General features: G+C 43.7%; 19 protein-coding genes. 17 read left to right on the plus strand and 2 right to left on the minus strand.

The genetic code is table 11. The features are described from left to right. Nucleotides 1–137 precede the first annotated feature (137 nt). From AABW11_RS05995 to AABW11_RS06075, 17 genes are all read left to right on the plus strand, one after another. On the plus strand, nucleotides 138–362 hold the full coding sequence (locus tag AABW11_RS05995) for an addiction module protein (protein WP_340103885.1): 225 nt from the start codon (nucleotides 138–140) through the stop codon (nucleotides 360–362). Then, a complete protein-coding gene (locus AABW11_RS06000) occupies nucleotides 362–667 on the plus strand; it encodes a type II toxin-antitoxin system RelE/ParE family toxin (protein ID WP_340103886.1) in 306 nt (101 codons plus the stop codon). Before AABW11_RS05995 ends, AABW11_RS06000 begins: the two co-directional genes overlap by 1 nt. 228 nt (nucleotides 668–895) lie before the next feature. Then, on the plus strand, nucleotides 896–3,322 hold the full coding sequence (locus AABW11_RS06005) for a penicillin acylase family protein (protein WP_340103887.1): 2,427 nt from the start codon (nucleotides 896–898) through the stop codon (nucleotides 3,320–3,322). 196 nt (nucleotides 3,323–3,518) lie between these two features. Further along, complete coding sequence (locus AABW11_RS06010) at nucleotides 3,519–5,237, plus strand: GMC family oxidoreductase (RefSeq protein ID WP_340103888.1); 1,719 nt, start codon at nucleotides 3,519–3,521, stop codon at nucleotides 5,235–5,237. A gap of 200 nt (nucleotides 5,238–5,437) precedes the next feature. Continuing rightward, entirely contained in the window at nucleotides 5,438–6,163 is a 726-nt protein-coding gene (locus AABW11_RS06015) for a gluconate 2-dehydrogenase subunit 3 family protein (protein WP_340103889.1), read from the plus strand. 1,514 nt (nucleotides 6,164–7,677) lie between these two features. Continuing rightward, the gene (locus tag AABW11_RS06020) at nucleotides 7,678–8,259 is read left to right on the plus strand and encodes an RNA polymerase sigma factor (RefSeq protein ID WP_340103890.1); all 582 of its coding nucleotides are present in this window, start codon (nucleotides 7,678–7,680) and stop codon (nucleotides 8,257–8,259) included. Between the two features lie 3 nt (nucleotides 8,260–8,262). Further along, entirely contained in the window at nucleotides 8,263–8,469 is a 207-nt protein-coding gene (locus tag AABW11_RS06025) for a hypothetical protein (protein ID WP_340103891.1), read from the plus strand. 40 nt (nucleotides 8,470–8,509) lie between these two features. Then, nucleotides 8,510–9,334, plus strand: a complete 825-nt coding sequence (locus AABW11_RS06030; RefSeq protein WP_340103892.1) for a mechanosensitive ion channel family protein — start codon at nucleotides 8,510–8,512, stop codon at nucleotides 9,332–9,334. A 53-nt stretch (nucleotides 9,335–9,387) separates the two neighbouring features. Continuing rightward, complete coding sequence (locus AABW11_RS06035; protein ID WP_340103893.1) at nucleotides 9,388–9,678, plus strand: hypothetical protein; 291 nt, start codon at nucleotides 9,388–9,390, stop codon at nucleotides 9,676–9,678. 153 nt (nucleotides 9,679–9,831) lie between these two features. Further along, nucleotides 9,832–11,154, plus strand: a complete 1,323-nt coding sequence (locus AABW11_RS06040) for a carbohydrate porin (protein WP_340103894.1) — start codon at nucleotides 9,832–9,834, stop codon at nucleotides 11,152–11,154. Nucleotides 11,155–11,247: 93 nt separating this feature from the next. Next, nucleotides 11,248–12,147 carry a patatin-like phospholipase family protein gene (locus tag AABW11_RS06045; protein ID WP_340103895.1) on the plus strand — a complete coding sequence of 300 codons (900 nt, stop codon included), beginning with the start codon at nucleotides 11,248–11,250 and terminating at the stop codon, nucleotides 12,145–12,147. 157 nt (nucleotides 12,148–12,304) lie between these two features. Beyond that, nucleotides 12,305–12,769 carry a DUF4112 domain-containing protein gene (locus AABW11_RS06050; protein WP_340103896.1) on the plus strand — a complete coding sequence of 155 codons (465 nt, stop codon included), beginning with the start codon at nucleotides 12,305–12,307 and terminating at the stop codon, nucleotides 12,767–12,769. Nucleotides 12,770–13,521: 752 nt separating this feature from the next. After that, nucleotides 13,522–14,043 (plus strand): hypothetical protein, encoded by a 522-nt coding sequence (locus AABW11_RS06055; RefSeq protein ID WP_340103897.1) that lies wholly within the window; start codon nucleotides 13,522–13,524, stop codon nucleotides 14,041–14,043. A 186-nt stretch (nucleotides 14,044–14,229) separates the two neighbouring features. Further along, a complete protein-coding gene (locus AABW11_RS06060; protein ID WP_340103898.1) occupies nucleotides 14,230–16,821 on the plus strand; it encodes an outer membrane beta-barrel protein in 2,592 nt (863 codons plus the stop codon). A gap of 35 nt (nucleotides 16,822–16,856) precedes the next feature. After that, a complete protein-coding gene (locus AABW11_RS06065; protein WP_340103899.1) occupies nucleotides 16,857–17,834 on the plus strand; it encodes an OmpA family protein in 978 nt (325 codons plus the stop codon). Nucleotides 17,835–18,505: 671 nt separating this feature from the next. Next, nucleotides 18,506–19,513 carry an amidoligase family protein gene (locus tag AABW11_RS06070; protein WP_340103900.1) on the plus strand — a complete coding sequence of 336 codons (1,008 nt, stop codon included), beginning with the start codon at nucleotides 18,506–18,508 and terminating at the stop codon, nucleotides 19,511–19,513. Continuing rightward, nucleotides 19,503–20,291 carry a gamma-glutamyl-gamma-aminobutyrate hydrolase family protein gene (locus tag AABW11_RS06075; protein WP_340103901.1) on the plus strand — a complete coding sequence of 263 codons (789 nt, stop codon included), beginning with the start codon at nucleotides 19,503–19,505 and terminating at the stop codon, nucleotides 20,289–20,291. Before AABW11_RS06070 ends, AABW11_RS06075 begins: the two co-directional genes overlap by 11 nt. A gap of 300 nt (nucleotides 20,292–20,591) precedes the next feature. Here the strand turns inward: AABW11_RS06075 and AABW11_RS06080 are convergent, their stop codons facing one another. After that, nucleotides 20,592–21,824 (minus strand): M48 family metallopeptidase, encoded by a 1,233-nt coding sequence (locus AABW11_RS06080; protein ID WP_340103902.1) that lies wholly within the window; start codon nucleotides 21,822–21,824, stop codon nucleotides 20,592–20,594. 138 nt (nucleotides 21,825–21,962) lie between these two features. Continuing rightward, nucleotides 21,963–22,148, minus strand: a complete 186-nt coding sequence (locus tag AABW11_RS06085) for a hypothetical protein (protein ID WP_340103903.1) — start codon at nucleotides 22,146–22,148, stop codon at nucleotides 21,963–21,965. Between the last annotated feature and the right edge of the window lie 85 nt (nucleotides 22,149–22,233).

A 22,233-nucleotide genomic window follows, 5' to 3' on the forward strand; every position in this document is an offset into this window, starting at 1 on the left:
GAAATCCAAACCTTAGGGGGTCAATATGCCCGGAATGGGGGGTCAGTATCACCGGAATATCCATCTGCCAAAATTATTTTCCTTTTTTCGAGTTTATTACCATACTATAGAAGTATTCAAACAATTTGAGAAAAGCTATGATTAACAAAAAAATCAAAAAACAAGTACTTGAACTATCGAATCAGGAACGTGCAGAACTTGCACATTTGCTAATTGATAGCCTCCATCCGGAGAAAGAATTTGAATCGGAGGAAGCTTGGTCAGAAGAACTAAAAAAACGTATCGCCCGGCATGAGCAAGGCAAAAGTTCGGCAAAGTCCTGGAGCGAGGTGAAAAGAAACGCACAGGCACTTCTTGACTGATGAGTAAAATAGCCTTTGAACTCGACGATGCGGCAGAGGCTGAGTTTTACGAAATCGTTGATTATTACAAGCAATTTGATGAGAAGCTTTCCCGCGATTTTATTCAAGAGTTTGAAAATACTGTTCAGAGACTGATAAAATTCCCAAAAACTGGCCATCCCTATCTACATCAGTCAAAGCGTATTTTCCTTAATCGTTTTCCTTATGCAATTGTTTACAAGGTTTATGGGAATGAATTAATCATGGTATTTGCCATCATGCACATGAAAAGAAAACCGGATTATTGGGAAAAACGTGTTAAATAAATTGCAGGCTGCATAACCAGCAAATCGACGCGAAAACCGCCTTCCCTTTATCAAAAACTCCGATAGATTTAAGACTATTAGTAAATAGCAAAGTTTCGAATTACTGTGCCGTTTAAGCACCAAACCGTTAACTCGCCACAATACAGTATCCATTAAAAATCCCTTTTCATCATTCCACACTTTTGATTACTCTTTAGAAAGAATTTTACATCAACCTGAACGCTTTTCATGAAACGTTTACCATCTCTGGCTGCAACAACGCTCATCACGGCCCTGATTGTTTATCTGCTATCCGTTCCCCTTGGGCCTCTTCCGCCCGCAGGTTCATTTTTTCATCCGGCGATGGGCTTCTGGGCCAACGCCGAAACGGTTGGTGTAACAGGTGACATTACGTTTCCCGCAAGCGCCGCAACCGATCCCGTTGATGTCTTTTACGACGAGCGGGGAGTCCCGCATATTTTTGCACAAAATGATGCAGACCTCTACTTCGCCCAGGGTTATGTAACCGCGCGCGATCGTTTGTTTCAGATGGAGCTTCAAATCAGGGCAGCCGGCGGTACTCTCTCTGAATGGCTGGGAGAAACCACCATTGAATACGACCGCCATCAGCGACGCTTAGGCATGCAGTACGGAGCAGAACAGGCCATATCCCTCATCGCAGAAAACGACACCATTCGCTCCGTCCTGCAATCGTATGCCGATGGTGTAAATGCTTACATCAATAGCCTCTCTTACGAAACATATCCGCTGGAGTATAAAATTCTGAATGTTGAGCCGGCAGAGTGGAAGCCCATCAATACCGCACTACTTCTTAAATATATGACGCAGATGCTGGCAGGCCGATCCGATGATTTCAGTATGAGCAACACAATCGCTCACTTTGGCGAGGAGTTCGTCAACACCTACCTGAGTGGCCGTTCCGATTTGATGGAACCGATTGTGCCGCCTGAGAAAGAGTGGATGTTTAATCCGGCCACCATCACTCCTCCAAATGTTCGGTTCGACCCATCATTCACTGACGATATTCAGCCCTGGAAGCCCGACCCGCTGAATGGCAGCAACAACTGGGTGGTCGATAGTTCCAAAACCGCCGGTGGATACTCGATTCTCTCCAACGATATGCACCTGAATATGAGCATGCCGTCTATTTGGTACGAAATGCAGCTGCACGCGCCGGGAGTTAACGTGTATGGAGTTACCCTGCAGGGTACCCCAACGGTTATTGTTGGATTTAACGAAGCTATTGCCTGGGGCTTAACCAACACCGGTGCCGATGTCATGGACTGGTATTCAATTACGTTTCGGGATGAAACAAAGACCGAATATCTGCATGATGGGGAATGGCTATCGGTTTCTGAGCGGATTGAAACAATTCGGGTAAAAGGCGGACCGGCAATTACAGACACGCTGATTTTTACACATCACGGGCCGGTTTATGAAAGCGGGGAGATCACGCCCGACTCAGAAACAATCCAGCAAAACCACGCACTTCGGTGGATCGCCCACGATCAATCCAATGAGCTTTTGACCTTTTACAAGCTAAACCGCGCGCAGGACTATTCAGATTTCAAAGAGTCGTTTCTTACATATAAGGCACCCTCCCAGAACATAAATTTTGCGGCCGTTGACGGAGACATCGCTCTGCAAACGGTGGGCAGGTTTCCGCTTAAATGGCAATTTCAGGGCCGAAGCGTAAGCAACGGGGCCGATTCGCGCTACGACTGGAACGACTTTATTCCTTATGAACAGAATCCTTATTCTTTAAATCCTGGAAGAGGATTCCTGAGTGCAGCCAATCAATATCCTGCATCACCTGATTACCCGTATTACCTTGGTGAAAGTTTTGCGCCTTTCGAACGGGGCCGCCGTATTAACGACCTGCTGGGGGAAATGGAGTCAATCCGCGTGGACGATTTTGAAGAGATGCTGATGGATAATTTTTCATACCACGCCTACCGGCTGCTTCCCGCTTTGCAACTGGCGGTTCCGGCCGACTCACTCAGCGATGAAGAACAGCTTTACCTGAGCCGCCTGGATGACTGGGATTTTTTCAATGAAGCTGAAGCTGTTGAACCTACAATTTTTCATTACTGGTGGCAACAGTTCTACGATCATCTGTGGGCTAATAAATACGACACGATCTATCCCATGACACGGCCCGATCGCGATCTGACCGTAGATCTTGTAGTCAGCAATCCGGAGTCTGTCTGGTATGATAATGTACATACAAATAAGGTTGAAGCACTCGGCGATATTGCGCTCGGTTCTTTCAGAGACGCCATCGATCAGCTTACCAACGAACATGGAAGTGATTCTGATAATTGGCAGTGGGGTGCAGTCAGGAATACCAATCTCGGTCATATTGGTAGCATTCCCGGTATGGGAGTCAAAAACTTGTTTACGGGCGGCGGAGCTGAATCAATCAACGCAATCCGTGGCAGCCACGGCCCGTCATGGCGAATGGTGGTAGAGCTCGATCCGGATGGCGTGCGAGGCTACGGCGTCTATCCCGGTGGCCAAAGTGGCAATCCCGGCTCAAAAACGTACGATGAATTTGTGAATACATGGTTAGAAGGTGAGTTGTATGAGCTGACATTTCTCCGGGAGAAACCACAAGAGCGGGATGATTTTCCGTTGTTGGTTCGGTTTGAATAACCCCCGTCTGCACGCTGTTTTTGCTCCGAAGGAGTCCCTCTGGGGCAGGCTGACGGGTTTTATGATCCATAGCTTATTACTTTCTAAAAAAATCAGTGGCCATTCAAACATTATCAACCATTATAAAATATTATAATCACCACCTCAAACCGGGCAAATCGATTCTCAGCATTAACATTTAAACAACACTTTAAAAATGAAAGAAACATATGATGTAGTTATCGTCGGCTCAGGCGCCGGTGGCGGCATGGCCGCAAAAGTTCTTGGAAATGCCGGCTTGAAGGTTGCAGTGATGGAGGCCGGAGGTGATTTCGATCCGGCAAAAGACGAGTACCGGACCCAAATGCGCTGGCCCTGGGAGTCCCCGAGACGAGGTGCCAATACGGTTCGCCCGTTTGGAGATTTTGATGCTGCCTGGGGCGGCTGGGAAATTGATGGTGAACCCTATACCCGCACCGAAGGCACGGAATTCGATTGGTTTCGCTCCCGAATGCTCGGAGGACGTACAAACCACTGGGGGCGTATCTCGCTACGATTTGGGCCGAAAGATTTTAAGAGAAAAAGTATCGATGGCCTGGGCGATGACTGGCCCATCGGTTACGACGATGTCAAACCCTACTACGACAGGGTGGATAAACTGATTGGCGTATTTGGTACCAACGAAGGCCTTGAAGACGATCCCGATGGCTTTTTTCTGCCGCCGCCAAAACCGCGGCTTCATGAGTTGTATGTAAAAAAAGGTGCAGAACGCGCCGGCGTACCGGTCATACCGGGCCGGCTATCTATATTAACGCGGCCGGTTAGTGATGACCGCGGCGTCTGCTTCTTCTGTAACCAATGTAATCGCGCCTGCGGTGCTTACGCTGATTTCTCCTCTGGAACCTGCCTGGTTCAGCCTGCCATGAAAAACGGCCGGGTTGATCTCTACACCGGGGCCATGGTTCGGGAAGTTACCACAGACCAGCAGGGCAGGGCCACCGGCATTATCTACATCAACAAAGAGGACATGCAGGAATACAGTGTACAGGCCAGGGCTGTTGTGCTCGGGGCGTCTGCATGTGAGTCAGCACGAATTCTGCTGAACTCAAAATCCGGCCAGCACCCTGATGGTCTTGCAAACGGCAGCGGTGTCGTGGGCCACTATCTGCTCGACTCAACCGGGGCCGACAGAATGGCCATCATGCCAAACCTGATTGACCGCGACCGTTATAACGAGGATGGAGTGGGCGGAGCGCATATCTACTCACCCTGGTGGCTCGATAACGCCAAACAGGATTTCCCTCGCGGCTATCACCTGGAGTATTGGGGCGGAATGGGTATGCCGTCGTACGGAACGGGATTTGGCATGGACAATATGCGGCAGTACATTAAAGATGAGTTTGGCAATCCATCACCCAACGGTGGCTACGGAAAAGGGCTGAAGCGGGACATCCGCAGGCTTTACGGATCTACAGTGGGCGTTTCGGGTCGGGGCGAATCCATCGCCATGTACGACAATTACTGCGAGATTGATCCCGGTACCGTTGATAAATTCGGAATTCCGGTCCTTCGCTTTAACTACAACTGGAGCGAGAACGAATATAAACAGGCACAGCACATGCATAACACGTTTGAAGAAATTCTGACGAGCATGGGCGGCACCCTGCTGGGCAGCAAGCCCGGAGCCGATCAGGAGTATGGGCTCCATGCACCGGGCCGTATCATCCATGAAGTAGGCACCACGCGCATGGGAACCGATCCTAAAACGTCTGTTTTAAACGAGTTTGGCCAGGCCCATGAATGTGATAATCTCTTTGTGGTAGATGCCGGTACATTCGTCTCCCAGGCAGACAAAAACCCTACATGGACCATCCTGGCCCTCTCATGGCGTACATCCGATTACATCGTGGATCAGATGAAGAAAAATAATATTTGAAATGGATAATACATCTTATAATAATGGTAAAATTGCTATGAGTCATCCCGCACTCCGATGCGGGATCTCCAATTCTCGTTCAGTCCTTACCACCTATAAAAAAACCTTCCATGATTCGAGGATGTGAGATCGCGGGTCAGAGCCGGCGATGACAGATTTGGATACCCTATTTTCTAATTTCTAATCAACAAATAACCAAAATGGACAGAAAAGAATACATAAAACTGATGATGGCCGGCTCTCTTGGTGCAGGTCTTTTTATGGCCACCGGCTGCACAGAAGAAGACAGACAGCTGAGCGAGCAGATCATAGCGAATAACAGTCCGGGTGACGGGTACGGCCGAACGGAGGAAGAAAAGAAACACGATCAGCGTCTGCATGCTGACACGTTTTTCACGACCGAAGAAAAAGAGATGGTAGCCGTGCTTAGCGACATCATAATTCCGGCTGATGAAATCTCAGGCAGCGCCACCGATGCAGGCGTTGTAGAGTTTATTGAGTTTATGATGAAAGACTACCCACCATTCCAGGTGCCCACGCGCGGCGGGCTGATGTGGCTGAACAATCTATGTAGGAAGGATTATGGCTCGGATTTTCTGTCGTGCAGCTCACAGCAGCGGATGGAAGTAATTGACAAAATTGCCTGGCCCAATGATGCCGCACCGGATATGGAGTACGGCGTGCGTTTCTTCAACCGCATGCGAAACCTAGTCTCTACCGGATTTTTCACTTCCGAAATGGGGATTAAGGACATGGACTATCGCGGCAATCGCGCTAATTTCTGGGACGGTGTTCCTGATGACGTCCTCGCCAAACACGGCCTGTCTTACGACAAAAAAACCCTGGAAGAGACCATCCGGTTCGAAGAGCGGGGTGTCATGGCAGAATGGGATGAAGATGGAAATTTGATCCGGCCGCGCGCGTAATATAGAAGGTCTTCGATTTATCTTTCAAAAGAATTCGCAGTCTGCCTGCATTGATGAGGTGAGCTTGTGTTTTAAAGACTGACCTCCCATCGAATTTACAGGGCGCAAAATCTCCCTTAAAAAACTTGGCCGATATTTCATGGAATATCAGCCGCTATCACAGGCTTAATCCCTGAATATTCACACAAAAATTGTGTCGGTAGCAAGGCTATACTCCGCCAAGACGTCGAAGAGCAGGCGTAAAATAAAGAGAGATGGAAGAGTACATAACGCACTCTGAATACGCTTTATTTCCACACAACAAAGCTCTCTGTAAAATTTCACTTAGCGAGAATCGAACCCAGGTTTTTAATTATTTGCATTAAGTCACGCATATCAAAAACACATAATCCGGGTCAAAAAAAAAGTCTTTCGATACAGGAATGAGTAGCTTTTTTAACCCTGTATTTAATAAAAAATCTAAACAGATTGCCGCTTTACAAAGAAGGAATTCTCGTAAGTAAATCTTCAGTTTAAAGCCAGGATTGGCGGCCCTTCATGTTCATTATTTATTCCAATATAAAATGATTCCAGCTGTACGGTTATGAAGGGCATACAAATATCTGCTTTACTAAGTAATTGAAAAGTATCTTCCAGTACCTGGAACCAACGAGTGTAATGCCTTCGATGAAATGTCGTGTAGTCATCACGCCATTGACATGATATTAGTGAGATAATCACGTTTATTATCAAGCCAGACCATACTTTGTCCAGACCTTCATTTTGAGGAGTTTGCAAAACCAGGGATTTTATAATAGTTCAAGTCCAGCCGGCGGACGTGAGGATTTCGATTTCACGATTACTCTTAAATTTGATAAAAGCGCGGGTTTATAAAGCCCCCGTTTAAACCACTGTTACGTGTATTTCAAGTTTGAGGTGAGGGAAATTGTGTGTAGAGCTGCTGTTTTATTGATAACAGCTAAATTTAGTTACCACCAGCAGTTATAATTCGGGTCCATTACATTATAAGTAAAGTTATTCAATCTACTTTTCCCTACGTACCGTCAACTTCAACTATGTCGCCAATAACAAACGTCCTGTCCAGATTAATAATTAGTCCGTATATAAGATTTCACAGGGACTCTCTTGGCTTTAACCGATAGTTTATCCTGTAATACATAAGCTATGCTATACCAGCTGAATTGTTCATATAAACCAAATCCAAAGCGGTGATGAGACCGTGAGTAAAAACTCCATACTTAATCATGGAGTGCGCCAATATGGTGGTTTTTTCATCAATGCTACTTTTCCGAAAAAGAAGTTTTGAAATACAGTTTAGCATTTTCCAAAGCACTCTTTTATTTTTTTGCTGTTCCTTTGTTATGCACGATCATACCATTATACTCCTATTAAATTACAAAGCTACCTCTATTAGAAAAGGGCGTATATTTTTGAAAAGCCACTACCAATGAGTGACTTTTAAACTCTTCGGACGTCTAAGTTTCTAATAAAAAGTAAAGCATGCATGTACATTAATGGTTAATACCTATAAAAACTCAACTGATATTGAGTTGGTACAAAAAGTGACAAAAAACGGCGATCAGGAGGCGTTTGGCGAACTCTACGATCGTCATTGCAGCCGGGTCTACAATAAATGCATCACCTTTACGAACTCAGCTTATGAAGCTGAAGATCTGACTCATGACGTTTTCTTGAAGGCGTTTTTGAAATTGTCCTCATTCAAACAAAATTCGTCTTTTTACACATGGTTGTATTCAATAACCTATAACTCCTGTATAGACTACTCAAGAAAACGATCTTCGGATAGCCAGGATATCACTTTGGCAGCTAATGAGGTTGAGAGAGATGAGGCAAAGGCATACTATGAGAAAACGGAAGATGAGCTTTTACAAATAAAGGTCGGGTACCTAAAAAAAGTTTTGGCCGATTTAGAATCTCCTGATAAAATGATTCTTTTAATGAAATACCAGGATGACATGTCGATTACAGACATACAGGACGTCTTCGGGGTAAGTGAAAGCGCCGTCAAAATGCGGTTACTACGTGCCAGAGAACGTGCACTGACCATTTATAAAAGATTAACCAAAAATCCCTAATCAATGCTGGACGATCATTCGCAAAAATCGAATAATGCATTTAAAAAGCTCGCTGAAGAGAATACCCCTTCCCCTCAGCTAAAGAAAAAAGTTCTTTCCAGCACAAATTTCTGCCGGGTTCTGGCCAAAACATTGGACCTCTTCTCACTAAAAGCAGTCGATTCATTTATTGAATTGATAAACGTAAATAAGCCGAAGAGTGACCGTTAAAAAAATCTGCGTCAAATTTTAATGACTTAATCAAACAACTATGGAAACATTTACCGACCTGACCGATGTGGTCCAAAATTCTTTTTTAGCGTTTGGGGAAAAGCTTATGAGCGTTCTTCCCAATATACTCGGTGCAATACTTCTTTTGATTATTGGCTGGCTTGTAGCAAAGTCGGTTGAACTTGTAGTGAGAAAACTCCTGCAATCAATAAAGTTTGATAAACTCGCTGAAAAATTTGTTGACGCAACGTCTGTAGATTCCAGGGTTATAGCAATTGCACCGAGTAAAGTAGTATCAAAGTTTATTTACTGGATAATTTTGCTCTTATTTTTCATTTCAGCATCAGATACATTGGGGTGGAATGCTGTTTCCGGTGCAATAGGGGAACTGGTATTATATCTACCTGAGTTATTCAGTGCCATCGTTGTTTTCATCCTTGGCTTGTTGCTGGCAGGTTTTGTCAGGAAGATTTTAACAACTACTCTGGGCTCTCTTGGTATGTCTGCAGGCAGTGTGCTAAGCAATATCATATATTACTTTATACTTATTATTGTAGCCACCACGGCACTGGATCAGGCGGGATTAGATACATCCGTAATCACTTCGAAACTTACGGTTATCCTCGGAGGTATCTTGCTGGCCTTTGCCATCTCATTTGGATATTCCTCCAGAGACGTGCTAACCAATATTCTTTCTTCTTTTTATGTGCGAAACAGCTTTACTGAAGGCCAACACATAACAATTGGCGAATTTACAGGTGTGATTAAAAAAATAGACTCCATTCATGTAACTCTTTCTACGGAGGATGGAGAAATTTTATTTCCTACTCACAAACTTATTTCCGAAAATATTATCAGAACTTAAGTCTGCACTACACCAATCACCAAATGATCAAACAAAAAAAACAAAGGTTTCATATGAGCAAACGAGATGAATACATCGATAAAATAACTGCTAAACTAAAATCATGGGATGCCGAGATTGACAAGCTTGAGGCCGAGGCAAACCAGTCGAAAGGAGAATTAGAAGCGGATGTTAAAGAGCAAATTGATGAGCTCAAAACGAAAAGGGCAGAAGTATCAAAACAGGTGGATTCTATTAAAGATGCCTCTGATGATGCCTGGGAAGATATGAAAGATGGAATAGAAAAAAGCTGGAATGCACTGTCATCCGCTTTTGATAAGGCCAAATCTCGGTTTAACCAGTAATTTTACATGCCGTTCTAAATCTAAAACCCGGGCTTTTTTGTCCGGGTTTTTTTGCCAAAAATAAACAAATGAGTTCTATAGATTATATTTTTCAGACGTTGTGAACATTATATTTTTATCCCCTTGTTAACTTTCAAACAGAATTTAAAAACCTTGCAAAGACTCTATTACTCTTTCTTGCTGCTTTTGCTATGCATGAACACCAACACATTTGCGCAAGGCGTTGCTGAACAAGAAAGTATTTGGGAACGTGAAGAAGCTACCGGCAACTGGGGCGGTCTGCGTGCTCCTTTCAATAATTACGGGTTTACTCTTGAGTTGAACTTGATCGGAGATGTGATGGGCAATGTTTCAGGGGGAATCAACCAGAAGTCTGTTTTCATTCAGAATATTGACCTTAAGTTTGTCATTGATAACGAAAAACTGATAGGCTTGCCGGGATCCAACATCCTGTTTTCAGTCCTCCAAAACAACGGAAACAGCATTAGCCAATACACCGGCGATGTGCAGGGTGTAAGCAACATTGAGGCCGAACAAGCCATCAGGCTATTTGAAGTCTGGATTCAGCAACGGTTATTTGCAGACCAACTTTCTGTCCTTGGAGGTCTTTATGACGTGAATTCAGAATTTGATTTTATAGAGTCCGCTTCCCTGTTTATTCAAAGTTCGCAAGGCATGGGCGGCGATTTTGCCGAAAGTGGTTTAATTGGTCCGCCTACCTTTCCGGCTGCCGGATTGGGAGGCAGAATCAAGTTTGTTCCGGACCGGAGAATATACATTCAGGCCGGTTTGATGGATGGCGCACCTGCTTCACTGAATTCCGCAAAAAGCGCAGATTTTACGTGGAACAATAGCGGTGGCACTCTGGCCACTGCCGAACTTGGCCTGCTGTCATTTGGTCAAGAATCTTTCAAACCACAAGACAACCTATCCACCCGGCAAAGCCGGTCTTTTATAGGCCGCGAAGTTAGCAGTGATTACAGAACAAAAATTGCTCTTGGGGTCTGGAGTTACTCTAAGAACTATGTATCAGACCGTTATGGTACAACGTTACCATCTGTCACAGATAACCAAAATGATAAAGGCATATACATTCTTGCTGACTGGAAATGGAATCCTAATCCCAAAAAAATCTATCAGCAATTATCTGTTTTTGGGAGAATTGGTTTTACTGAAAACGAAGTTAGTCGCTTTAAATCATACGGTGGCGGTGGTATAACTTATAAAGGGTTGATTCCCGGTGACCTTAACGGGTTACTGGGATTTTCGTTAGCGTCCGTACAAGGAAGTAAACTTTTTCAACAAATAAACGGACAGGTTGATGATTTTGAAACCGTACTCGAACTCACCTACTTAACAAAAGTTATTCCCTGGTTGAATATTCAACCTGACATACAATATATCATTAGTCCGGGGGCAAACCTGAATACGTCAAATGCACTGGTAGTGGGAATACGTACGGATATAGCACTTTGATTTATTTTCAAATTCAGAGTTAATGCGAGAGTATAAACCCTAAAAGGAATTTCAGTAGCCAACCTTTTAATAACAGAAAAGTTTTACGGTATTATGAGTAAAAAAGTTCATTTAGTCCTTGGAAGTGGTGGAGCACGTGGAATTGCTCACATAGCAGTAATCGAAGAACTTGAAAAAGCGGGTTATAAGATCATTGAGGTCATTGGCTGTTCCATGGGGGCTGTGGTCGGTGGCATTTATGCGGCCGGTCACCTAAAAGATTACAAGGAATGGATATTTAACCTCAATAAAGAACGAGTATTTGACCTTCTGGATTTCACCTTTACTAAGCAGGGCTTTGTAAAAGGTGAGAAGCTATTTGCCCAGCACATTGAGGTAACCGGCCAAGAACAAATTGATAAATTTTCTATTCCTTTTACAGCGGTAGCAACCGACATGCGCCATCACAAAGAAGTGCATTTCACCAAAGGGGATTTGTATAAAGCTCTTCGGGCCTCAGCCTCCATCCCCGGGTTTTTCGTTCCTGTGGTTGAAGATGGAATGGTTTTAGTAGATGGAGGCGTGCTTAACCCACTTCCAATTGACCTGGTTAAAAAACAGAAAGATGCGATAATCGTAGCCGTTAATTTGAATGGTAAAGCAGATCCAAAATTTGACAAAAAAGAAGAACAGGAGACTGACACATTGGATGAAGTGCAGGAATGGTTTGATGATGTTTTGCCAGATTTTTTGAGGCCTAATAGTAAGACAAAATCAAAGGCTGAATTACCGGCCAAAGAGGAATCTTTTTCATTGATCGAACTGATGGACACTACCTTCAATTTTACACAAGACAGATTAACGGACCGAATTATCGAATTGTACAAACCGGATTATCTCATCGAAATCCCGAGGAACGCGTGTGGCGTCTTTGATTTTGATGAGGGGAAACGGATTTACGATATTGGAAAAGAAGCTTATCGAAAGGTTTTGGGGTCCGATACCGTAGTTTAATCCATTTAGAGAATTCTTAACTGTTTCATGAAAAAACTAAATTGAGTCTTTGGGCGGCCATGTTGAGATAGAAAATGAGGTGCATAAGGGAACAACATCTAAGGTAATTTAACCGAATCCGATTCGTAGAGTAGCTGAAATTGATTAATAACAATGAATGTCAGATATAGAGAAACATCCCTCCAATACCAGAAAACTTGCCGAACTGTTAGACAGTCGGTTTACTGTTCCCGGAACGAGTATAAAGTTCGGTATAGACCCAATTCTGGGGGTTCTAACCGGTTTTGGCGACTGGGTCACTGCCATACTATCAGCTTACTTGATGTTTTACGCCACCAAATTAGGCGCAAAGACGAGTGTGCTGTTCAGAATGTTCTTGAATATTTTCATCGACCTGCTTATTGGCGTCATCCCCGTTCTGGGTGATTTGTTTGATGTAGCATGGAAGGCCAATATTCGTAATATCCGGCTGCTGGAAAAACTGGAAGCTGATCCTTCCAGTACCGAATCCCAAAGCTCACTCATAATGTGGGCACTACTTATATTTCTGATTTCAATCCTGATTGGCATCCTTTTTCTGATCGGATGGATGATCACGAAGATCTGGGAGCTTATTTTTTAATCTGTTTATCTGTTTCTATAGCTGAAAAAATTAGCACTCTTTAGATACTTACTAAAAGATGGATCTACAGGAAAGTATGTAAGTACTTGTAGAATTTTTAAGAACTCGAAGTTCCTGTGTAACTTCGTTTACGGATACCATAAGACCGGGAGTTGAATTATGCACATATTATTTTTACACGTCATCGCGGACTCTGATCCGCTATCTCCCATTATCGCATAAAACAACATTATATTACTGGCAGAGCTTACTGTTTCAAATCAGTAGGGGAGATGCCGTTCCGATGCTTCGGGACGGTATGACCATGAGTCTTAAAATCCCGATCAAGAATTAGACACCCACAAACTATCCTGTAGATCCAAAAAAGTTTAAACGTCCCCAATTTCTGAATTCTCCATTCAATAGAAGGATAATGTGCTTTCCTGCCTTTTTTAGGGTTATTCTGCACTATTATGCGCTCATCTTTTCGAAGGCAAAGCGAATTCCCCGGAATAAAAATTCTCAAATTAACAGGGTATTGGCCAACGATTTGTTATCGATAAAGTGTTAGAACCGAATGCATAAATCTCACCCATATTTGTTGAAAAAAATATGTGACCTAATCTTTATTCCCCGTCTAATGATTTGTAATCAGATTTTGACTCTGGCTACTGCCCGAACAAAGTGTAATAGTTTTTACTCTTGTACTAACTCTGGGCTATCGTTTTAGTCGAAACCCAACTGATTTCAGATAAACTAATAAAAATGAAATTATGATATCAAAAAATACATATTCGAAGATTCTTGCACTGGCAGCCTTACTTATTGGTTTTATTTCCTTTACCGGATGCGGAGATGACAACCCTGTAAGGTTATCACCGGATGAAGTACAAGGCCGGTACGATTTTACAGAGTTTACGTTTATCCCGGATGCAGGAGCGTTAATGGCTGCCAATGTGCTGGATACACTGGTGATGGATAGAACCAGCCTGCTTCTCCTGGACGGAGGGCAATTTGCACTAAACTATCAGTTCATCAATGGTGAGGAATCACTTATTTCTGGAGATTTTACCGTTACAGAATCTGCGGTTGAGTTAAACATGTCGTCAGGATCTGATGACAGGCAAAATGAGCTGCTGCTCCATTCACCTCTTAGATTGATTCGAAACATGGAGAGTTCAAGCCTCGAAACCAGAGAGGTTAGAACTAAAAATTTGAGTTTATTTTCAGGCCGATACGAAGGTATTCCGCCAGTTGAAGGAGAGCTTAGAATTAAACTTGTCCTGCGACAGTAAAAGCCAGGTTGTGGCTTAAAAAGCTGACCTAAAAAGGCCACAACTATAGTCAGGAAAAGAACTAAAAAATTTCACGGTGCTTAGATATCGCGGAACCGGTGTGTCTGATAAATCTGGACTGACAAAACACACGGTCTGCCACCAGTAAATGAAAAAAGTATAACAACCAATAAATTGGATACTATTATGCGTACAAACAAAGTTGCACATATGTTGGATTTTTTAAAAAAAGCCAGTTTAACGCTATTGATGGCAGGTTTAGCATCAACTGCATACTCACAGGTTGCTGGTCTTAACTATTCGTTTTCTCCTACGGCTGAGCGCGTAATTTGGTCAGATAACAGCGGACTTTCTAATGGTTTTATTTACGGTGGAAAGATAGGAATTGGATTTGGACAGTATGTAGAGCTGGAGGGCGGCTACCAGTTTGGAAGAGGCTTTAATACCGACCCACAGCGACTCAGCCAGAATGCAAATTTCAATACTCTATTTTCAAATTTGCCGGCCCGTGATCTCTCAATTAACAAATTCGGCGTCAATACCAGGCTTAATCTTACCAGCTGGGCGTTTGTCCCATATCTGAACATTGGAGCCGGTTTAATGGAGTTCAGGCAAGACGATCATGTAAACAACCGATCTCTTTATTATGCGGGCGGTGCCGGAGTAATGACCACACTCGCATCCAGGTACTCTATTTTCGCAGAAGTGAACAGGACCGGATATCGGTTGAATCCCGGCAGCCTTTACACAGAAAATGATTTAAGTAATGCCGGTATATCACCCGGTACGTTAAATGAAGTATTGTATCACACCTGGAACTTAAAAATTGGTTTGAAGGCATATCTGGGCGGAAACCGTTATGATGATCCCTCACAAACAAGTTTTGTTTTTCTCGATAAATATAATGGCGGCCTGTATAACACACGCGTTAGTATTGCACCTGTTTTTGGTCAGATTTTTTTCAATGAGTCACTGGGGATGCCAAACAACCAGCAGTTTGCAGGGCTCTCTGCAGGGTTTGAATTTGGCCCGCACGTAGCTCTGCAGGGATTCTACTGGAAAGGTTTGAGCAGTGAAGATTTAGAATTTGAGGGGATTTCAATGGTTGGTGCAGAGTTTAAATCTTCACTGATTCGATCAAACATCACACCCTATTTTACATTAGGCGCGGGCTATCTTTCACTTGATGATGATTACCGAACTAAAAATTTGCCACTAATCAGTAACCAGGTATTCGGGCTTGCGGGTCTTGGTGTAGATTTTCATGTCTCTAAGAGAATTACTCTCGACGCTGCTGTTCGTACCATGATGAATAGCATAGAAGATCCGGAGCCGGCCACATGGCAGCAGAATCTTGAATTCAGTCCCATGCTTACTGCTGGTGTTACTATCAAAATTGGTTCAATAAGTAACCGAAGAGCTTCACAGAAACGGCAGCAGATGGCGATTGTAAGCGAAGGGCCCAGAACGCAACCCGAAGCAGAAACTGACCCGCAATCAACAAGACAGGAACCAGAAGTTGTTCGTGAAGAAACTAAACGGCAGCCTGAGACAAAAACCGAAAGCAAACCAGCCGGCGAAACACGGACAGCTGAACAAAGAGAATCTGGAAGAATGGGTTCTGTTATCAGCGACCTTTCACCGGAACTACAGCTTGTTGTTATGAGAGAGGCTGTTCTTACTGAACAGATTGCCAGAGCAGCAGCTGAAGGAAATTCTGCAAGAGAAGAGTTTCTGAAAGCAGAAAGAAATGAGCTCAGATCTCAGTTGATGACTGTTGGCTTCCCTACATCTAAGGACTCAAAAGATGAACCTGTTCTGGATCAGCGCACATTTACTTTGCCGGTCCTTCAGGAAGGCGAAATTTACATACGCTTTGGCAAGCCTGAAACCAGGAAGCAACAACCGCAGCAAACTGTAGGTGAGCCTTCGCAAACAGCGGGTGATGTAGATACTCGCACACAGGACCTGGAAAATTCTGTGAACAGACTGCTGGATGAATATCTCGAAAGAGAAGGCAGCGAAGCAGCAGCTGATACGGCTGATACTCAGCTCGGGAATATGGAAGCACGTCTCAATCGTTTGATGGAAGCATTGGAAAACAAGCCGGAGTCCGATCAAAATATCGATGCAAGACTGGAGGCGTTCGAACGGAAAGTTCTTGAACTGCTCGAAGCACAATCGGCGCAAACTCAAAGTCAGCAGCCATCTAGCCAGGAAAGCCAGGAGTATTTAGATGCCCGGCTTAATGAATTTGAAAACAGGATACTGAACATACTGGAACGGCAACGTCCTGCAGTAATACAGGATCAGGTCACCAGGGAAAGGCAAACAACCACCTCATCAACTCTCACTCGCAATACACAAGGCAGAGAATTACAAGGTCTTGGCGTGTATATGGGAATGTCGAACCCTCTGCAAGTAACTCTTGGGGTAAGAGCCGATTATGGAACAATTCTTGGCGACCGCTTCCAGATCCTGCCTGAATTCATTTTAGGAGTCGGAAGCTCAACAGCTATGTATAATATCAATATGAATATGCTTTACAACCTCGACTTTGCCAGATTTGGTGAGTCCTTTGTGCCATACGTGGGTTTGGGAGCAGGAATTTTAGCATTCTCAAATCCCCCGGCAGATTACAAAGGAATTCAACTCACAGGATCCGTCATTCTAGGTACGGAATATCAATTAAGAAGTGGTGCATTTTTTGTTGATTATGCAAACTATAACCTGTTTAAGATCAATAGATTTCAGATGGGCTATCGGTTTAATTTTTAAAATCAATAGTGAGTAACGTGCATTTTTCAACAAAAATGAGATTTGATTTCCTGATCATATTGCTGCCGGCATTTCTTCTGCTTTTGAGTGCAGAAGCGTTGGTAGCACAGGAAGTTCGTTACGAGCAAAATACACTGATTCGAATAGACTCTTTGTCCTCAGGAATTGTACTGAAACCGGGGGCCAGCTCGGCCCCCGATTTCGTTTCTCCGATTGATGGAATTCCATTTTCCTACGAATTTGAAACACCGGAAGGACTGCTGAGAATTAAGGAAATGCTTAGCGGATGCCAGGAATGTGCACCCTTGCAAGAAGATACAGGCTACACCCTTGAAGAGATTGAAAATGTACTGAGAAAACTGTTAGCCGAACGAGGATTACCGTTTGATCAAACGACAGCTGCGGGGACGGATGCTTCAGCCGCTGCACAAAGTGCAATGAACCGGGTCGACCAGCTATCTCGTTTAAATCAGTTCAGAAGTTACACTAATGTCCCTGCAAACCAAGGGCAGCCTCAAGATGCAGCTGACTTAGAAAAACGTGAACCAGTGACAAATACTGACACCGATACTCCGATTGCGCCGGCACCATCTACTCCTCAAGCACAGCGGGAGTCTCTTGAAGAGATGATAGCGCGTGTGGAAAGGGATTTTACAGATAAGGGCAGTTTTACAGATCAACGTGTGCAATTCGAATTTGATAGTCATAAACTGCTACAGGGATCATTTTTATTGCTTAACGCAATAGGAACGTATATGACAAATAATCCGGACCAGGAAATAATAATTACCGGCAACACCTGTACCATTGGACCTCTTGAATATAATTACCGCCTTTCAGATTTAAGAGCAAATAGTGTCGCCGATTACCTGTTGTCTAATTATCCAAAAATAGATGCCGGCCAGATTTCAACAGAAGGGCGCGGACCTGATAATCCTATTGCCAATAACGATGATCCGGAAGTACGTTATCTTAACAGGCGCGTCGAATTCATCGTTAAAGGCGAACAATAGTTGAATCTCAGGGCCTGTTTTTTCGAATTGGTTGAAATAAATGTTAAAGGGCTTAATAGCCTAATTTGACGATAGTACCGTTGATTCATTCATACCCGGCAGCCACCGGTTTCAAATTTAGCACTATTTGGCCCGTCGCCAGATGGTTTATTCTATCCCAATCTCATTCCCAATGCGTAGCCCGGGCTGTGTTATGTGAGTTCTTCAGGGCCTTTAAATCACAAAATCGAAACTCTTAATTGATTTTAAATTGACTATTTGTGACCGCCTCCCTTTCCAGACTCCGATGGAGTCACACAACACACTATGGGGCTGCCCTATGACACAACGAAAGCCCACAATAATATCCAGAAGCGATCCACTATACCAACGCCCACAAATCCATTAGAGGGATTCTATAGATAGGTATTTAAGGTTGACCCGTTGATCATATCGTCTCCTCGAACTAACCTGTTAAAATTCTCACCTTCATTCATAAAATTGTTTGGATTTTTACAATAAAAACAAATTCACTGAAGTTCATACATCTCTCTGTTTATTCTGACGTTCATTCAAAGTCTCATGAATAAATAGTTTCTTACACTCAATATCTCCGCTATCTTTAAAACGAAATACATAGATTGCCTTAAGCGCTAATTTTGATTTTTTATTGATACTTTGTCAATCTTAATATGAGTCAACCCCAGTTTAAAACACCTCCTTCACCCCTGAATACAACGGGTGAGGAGCGCTGTACAGGATTTGAATTTGAGTTCACGGGAGTGGAAATCCCGGAAGCTGCCCGCATGGTCCGGGATCTGTATGGTGGTTCCGTAACGAGAGTGAGCACATACGAATATCACGTGGCAGGTACATCTTTTGGCACGTTTAAACTGGAACTTGATGCTCAGCTTCTTCGTGAAAAGAAATATGAGAAAACACTGAAGTCAATCGGGATCGATCTCACAACTTTTAAAAACATAGAATCGATCGAGGACAAGCTGAAAAATATGGCTTCGTCGGTGGTACCATTTGAAATTATTACGCCCCCGATTCCGCTCTCCGGCATGCCAAAGCTTCTGAAACTCGTTGACGAGCTGCGCACCTGGAAAGCTAAAGGAACCGGCAGTTCGGTACTTTATGCATTTGGGCTTCATTTGAATCCGGAAATTCCCGACGATTCTGCTATGAGCCTACTCAATCATCTACGGGCCTACGTGATGCTTGATCCATGGATCCGAAAAGATGCCAAAATTAACATCAGCCGGCGTCTGACGCCCTACATCAACGAATATAAAGCAGACTACCTCCAGCTCATCCTAAGCACAGGCTATAAACCGTCGCTTGAAGAGATGATCCGTGATTACTTCCGCTTTGATAACAGCCGCAACCGGCCGCTCGACATGCTTCCGGTCTTTATGCATCTTGATCCTAAGACCACACAATCTCTTCTAAAAGAAACACTGACCTCCGCCCGGCCGGCTTATCACTACAGGCTGCCAAACTGTTCTATTGAAGATCCGGACTGGTCACTGGCTGATGAATGGAACCGCTGGGTGTTGGTGGAACAGTTAGCGGCTGATACCAAAACACTATATCAATACTCAAAGACCTACTTGAAATTGAAGAAAGAGACACTGGTTGGGTTTGAAACGAAATGGGTTGAACTGATGAACCGCTGGGTTCGCAATGTCTCATAAACGACCAAAAATTGGTATAACCGGGCCTGATGAGGGCGGAACCGGAGCCTGGCTTTTTACAGCGCTCTCTATATTATTGGCTGGAGGAAAACCTGTTCGTATTACGGTGAAGTCACCAGCTACAATTGATGAACTTGACGGTCTCATTATCGGCGGGGGAGCAGATGTTGAACCATTGAAGTATGGCCAGGAACGAATTGAGAAAGCGGTTCTCGCTAAAGACAGCCGAACAGTTTTTGAGTGGATACTCTCTATCCTTTTTTTCCCCCTCTATTGGCTGGTTAGATATTTTCAGCACACAAAATCGGCTCAGGTTGATACTGACCGAGACGACTTGGAGCTGCAGCTTCTGCGTGATGCTCTCCGCTATAAGAAACCGGTTCTGGGTATTTGTCGTGGCATGCAGCTGATGAACGTCCATTTTAATGGATCTCTTCACCAGGATATCAGGGGATATTACACGGAAACACCACAAGTCTCTTCCATCTTTCCCAAAAAGCGAATTGAGCTTAAAGAAGGATCTAAGCTATCACGCATACTTAAAACAACCGTCTGTAACGTGAATGCACTCCATAATCAGGCTATCGATACTCCCGGTGATGGTGTGGAATTGGTTGCTAAAGAAAAAAACACAGACATCACACAAGGACTCGAACACCCGGACTACTCATTTGTAATTGGTGTGCAGTGGCATCCCGAATACCTGATCCAGGTGAGGCGTCAGCGCTGGATTTTCAAAGAATTGATTAAATGCGCAAAAAAAGCCCCTACTTCCTAACCCATTATTGGGTTTTAGTTTAGTAGCAAACAACTATTGCCTTTGAGTTGGAATCTGCATGTAAACATGCCATACTTCATTTTACCGAATTCTAACCCTGGCCTTTTTGAGAAAGAAATACGATTTAGGAGCTTTGAATAATCCATCTGTCGGCTGGTTTTGCCGGCGGATGGATGTCATTAACCCGTCAGTCCGCGGGAGCAGCATTCAGACAAGCATTATTGCATTGTCCCGATTCAATGATTTAATCCATTTCTCTAAATACAGTTGATAAACCTTATGCACCACATCTAATCTGTTTTAACCATTTCTTATCGCCTTAATCCTTTTCAGCGCCGGCGGATGGGAGTAGTTCAGAAACACGTAAAACGGGTGGGGTGTCAGGTTGCTGAGGTTGTCTTTGGAGAGTTTCTTTAGCACGTCCACCATGGCTTCAGATTTTTCGATTGTTGATGCCGCAAAATGATCGGCCTCATATTCATGCTTACGGCTCATCATCTGCATGAAAACTCCAAGGATGGTTTCAACAGGTGAGTAAAGCAGTCCAAAAAACAACAGTCCCGCATATACGCTCATCTCTTCCATAAAGAATGCATCAAACAGTGCCGGAACCTGCAGGAATATGGAGAGCAGCACAAACATTATACCGGTGTGCAGAATACTGATCGTCATATTTTTAACAATGTGATTCTTCTTGTAATGGCCGATTTCATGAGCCAGTACCGCTACCAGCTCTTCTTTGGTGTGATTTTCGATGATCGTGTCGAACAGGGCGATTCGCTTATTTTTGCCGAACCCGGTAAAAAAGGCGTTTGATTTGGATGAGCGTTTGGACCCGTCCATCACGTAAATTCCCTGCAGCGGAAAATCGACTTTATCTGCATATTCTTCGATGGCCCGGCGTAGCTCACCATCTTCCAGCGGTTCAAACTTGTTGAAAAGCGGCATAATCCACGTTGGAGCAACATACTGCATAATCAGCGAAAAAGCCGTAACCGCCAGCCACGCGTAGACCCATGCCCAGGCTCCGCCGTATTCAAAAAAGGCGATGATTCCTGCCAGCAGGGGTCCGCCAATCAGAACCGAAAGGGCGAGTCCTTTCAGGCGGTCAGCCACAAATGTTTTAGCGTCTGTTTTATTGAACCCAAAGCGCTCTTCAATCACAAATGTGGAATAGATGCTAAACGGAAGAGAAATAATTGCCTTACCGATAACCAGCGCCCCGATGAAGATCAGGCCGGTGCCAATCACGCCAAATTCAAAACTCCGCGCCCATTGGTCGAACCAGTTAAAGCCGCCTGCAAACCAGAACGAAAGCAGTAAAAGCAGGTTAAACGTGCCTGTGATAAACCCAAATTTCGTATTGACCCGCGTGTACTCTTGTGATTTGGCATAGGTTTCCTCATCGTAGACATCCTCAAATTCATCGGGAAGCTCTTTGGATAGTGCTTTTAGATTGAGTCGGTTGGATATGATGCCCAGCGTAAAATCGATCAGGATTGCCGCCAGGATGATGATGGTGAATATGTTCACTGATTACGTTTTTTTATCGTTTTCTTTACTTTTATGGTGCAGATCAAAGGCCCACTTTACAATGGTGAAAAGTGAGTGATGTATTGATTTGATTTAGACATCGTGTAGATCTGTTTCTTTGCAGTTTTGAACAGAATATTATTCTATTATTGCTGCACACTCACTTCTTATCTTCTTTTGATAATCGACAGGATCCACTCCTTTTTCGAGAATCCCACAATATCTGGATGCATTGAACGATTTTTTAGCTTTCTTAAGCTGATCCTGAATCTTTTTGAGAGATTCCTCAGTTGATTCTGATTTTTTTATTGTAACTGATCTCATATCGTTCTGTTTATTTTTTGAACTTTTAGAAAGATAACGTTTTTTAATCACTTTTATGGAGCTTCACTAATTTCATAATTTGATA

Origin of the sequence: Rhodohalobacter sp. 8-1 (genome assembly GCF_038150125.1) — a bacterium.
Lineage (GTDB): Bacteria > Bacteroidota > Rhodothermia > Balneolales > Balneolaceae > SW132.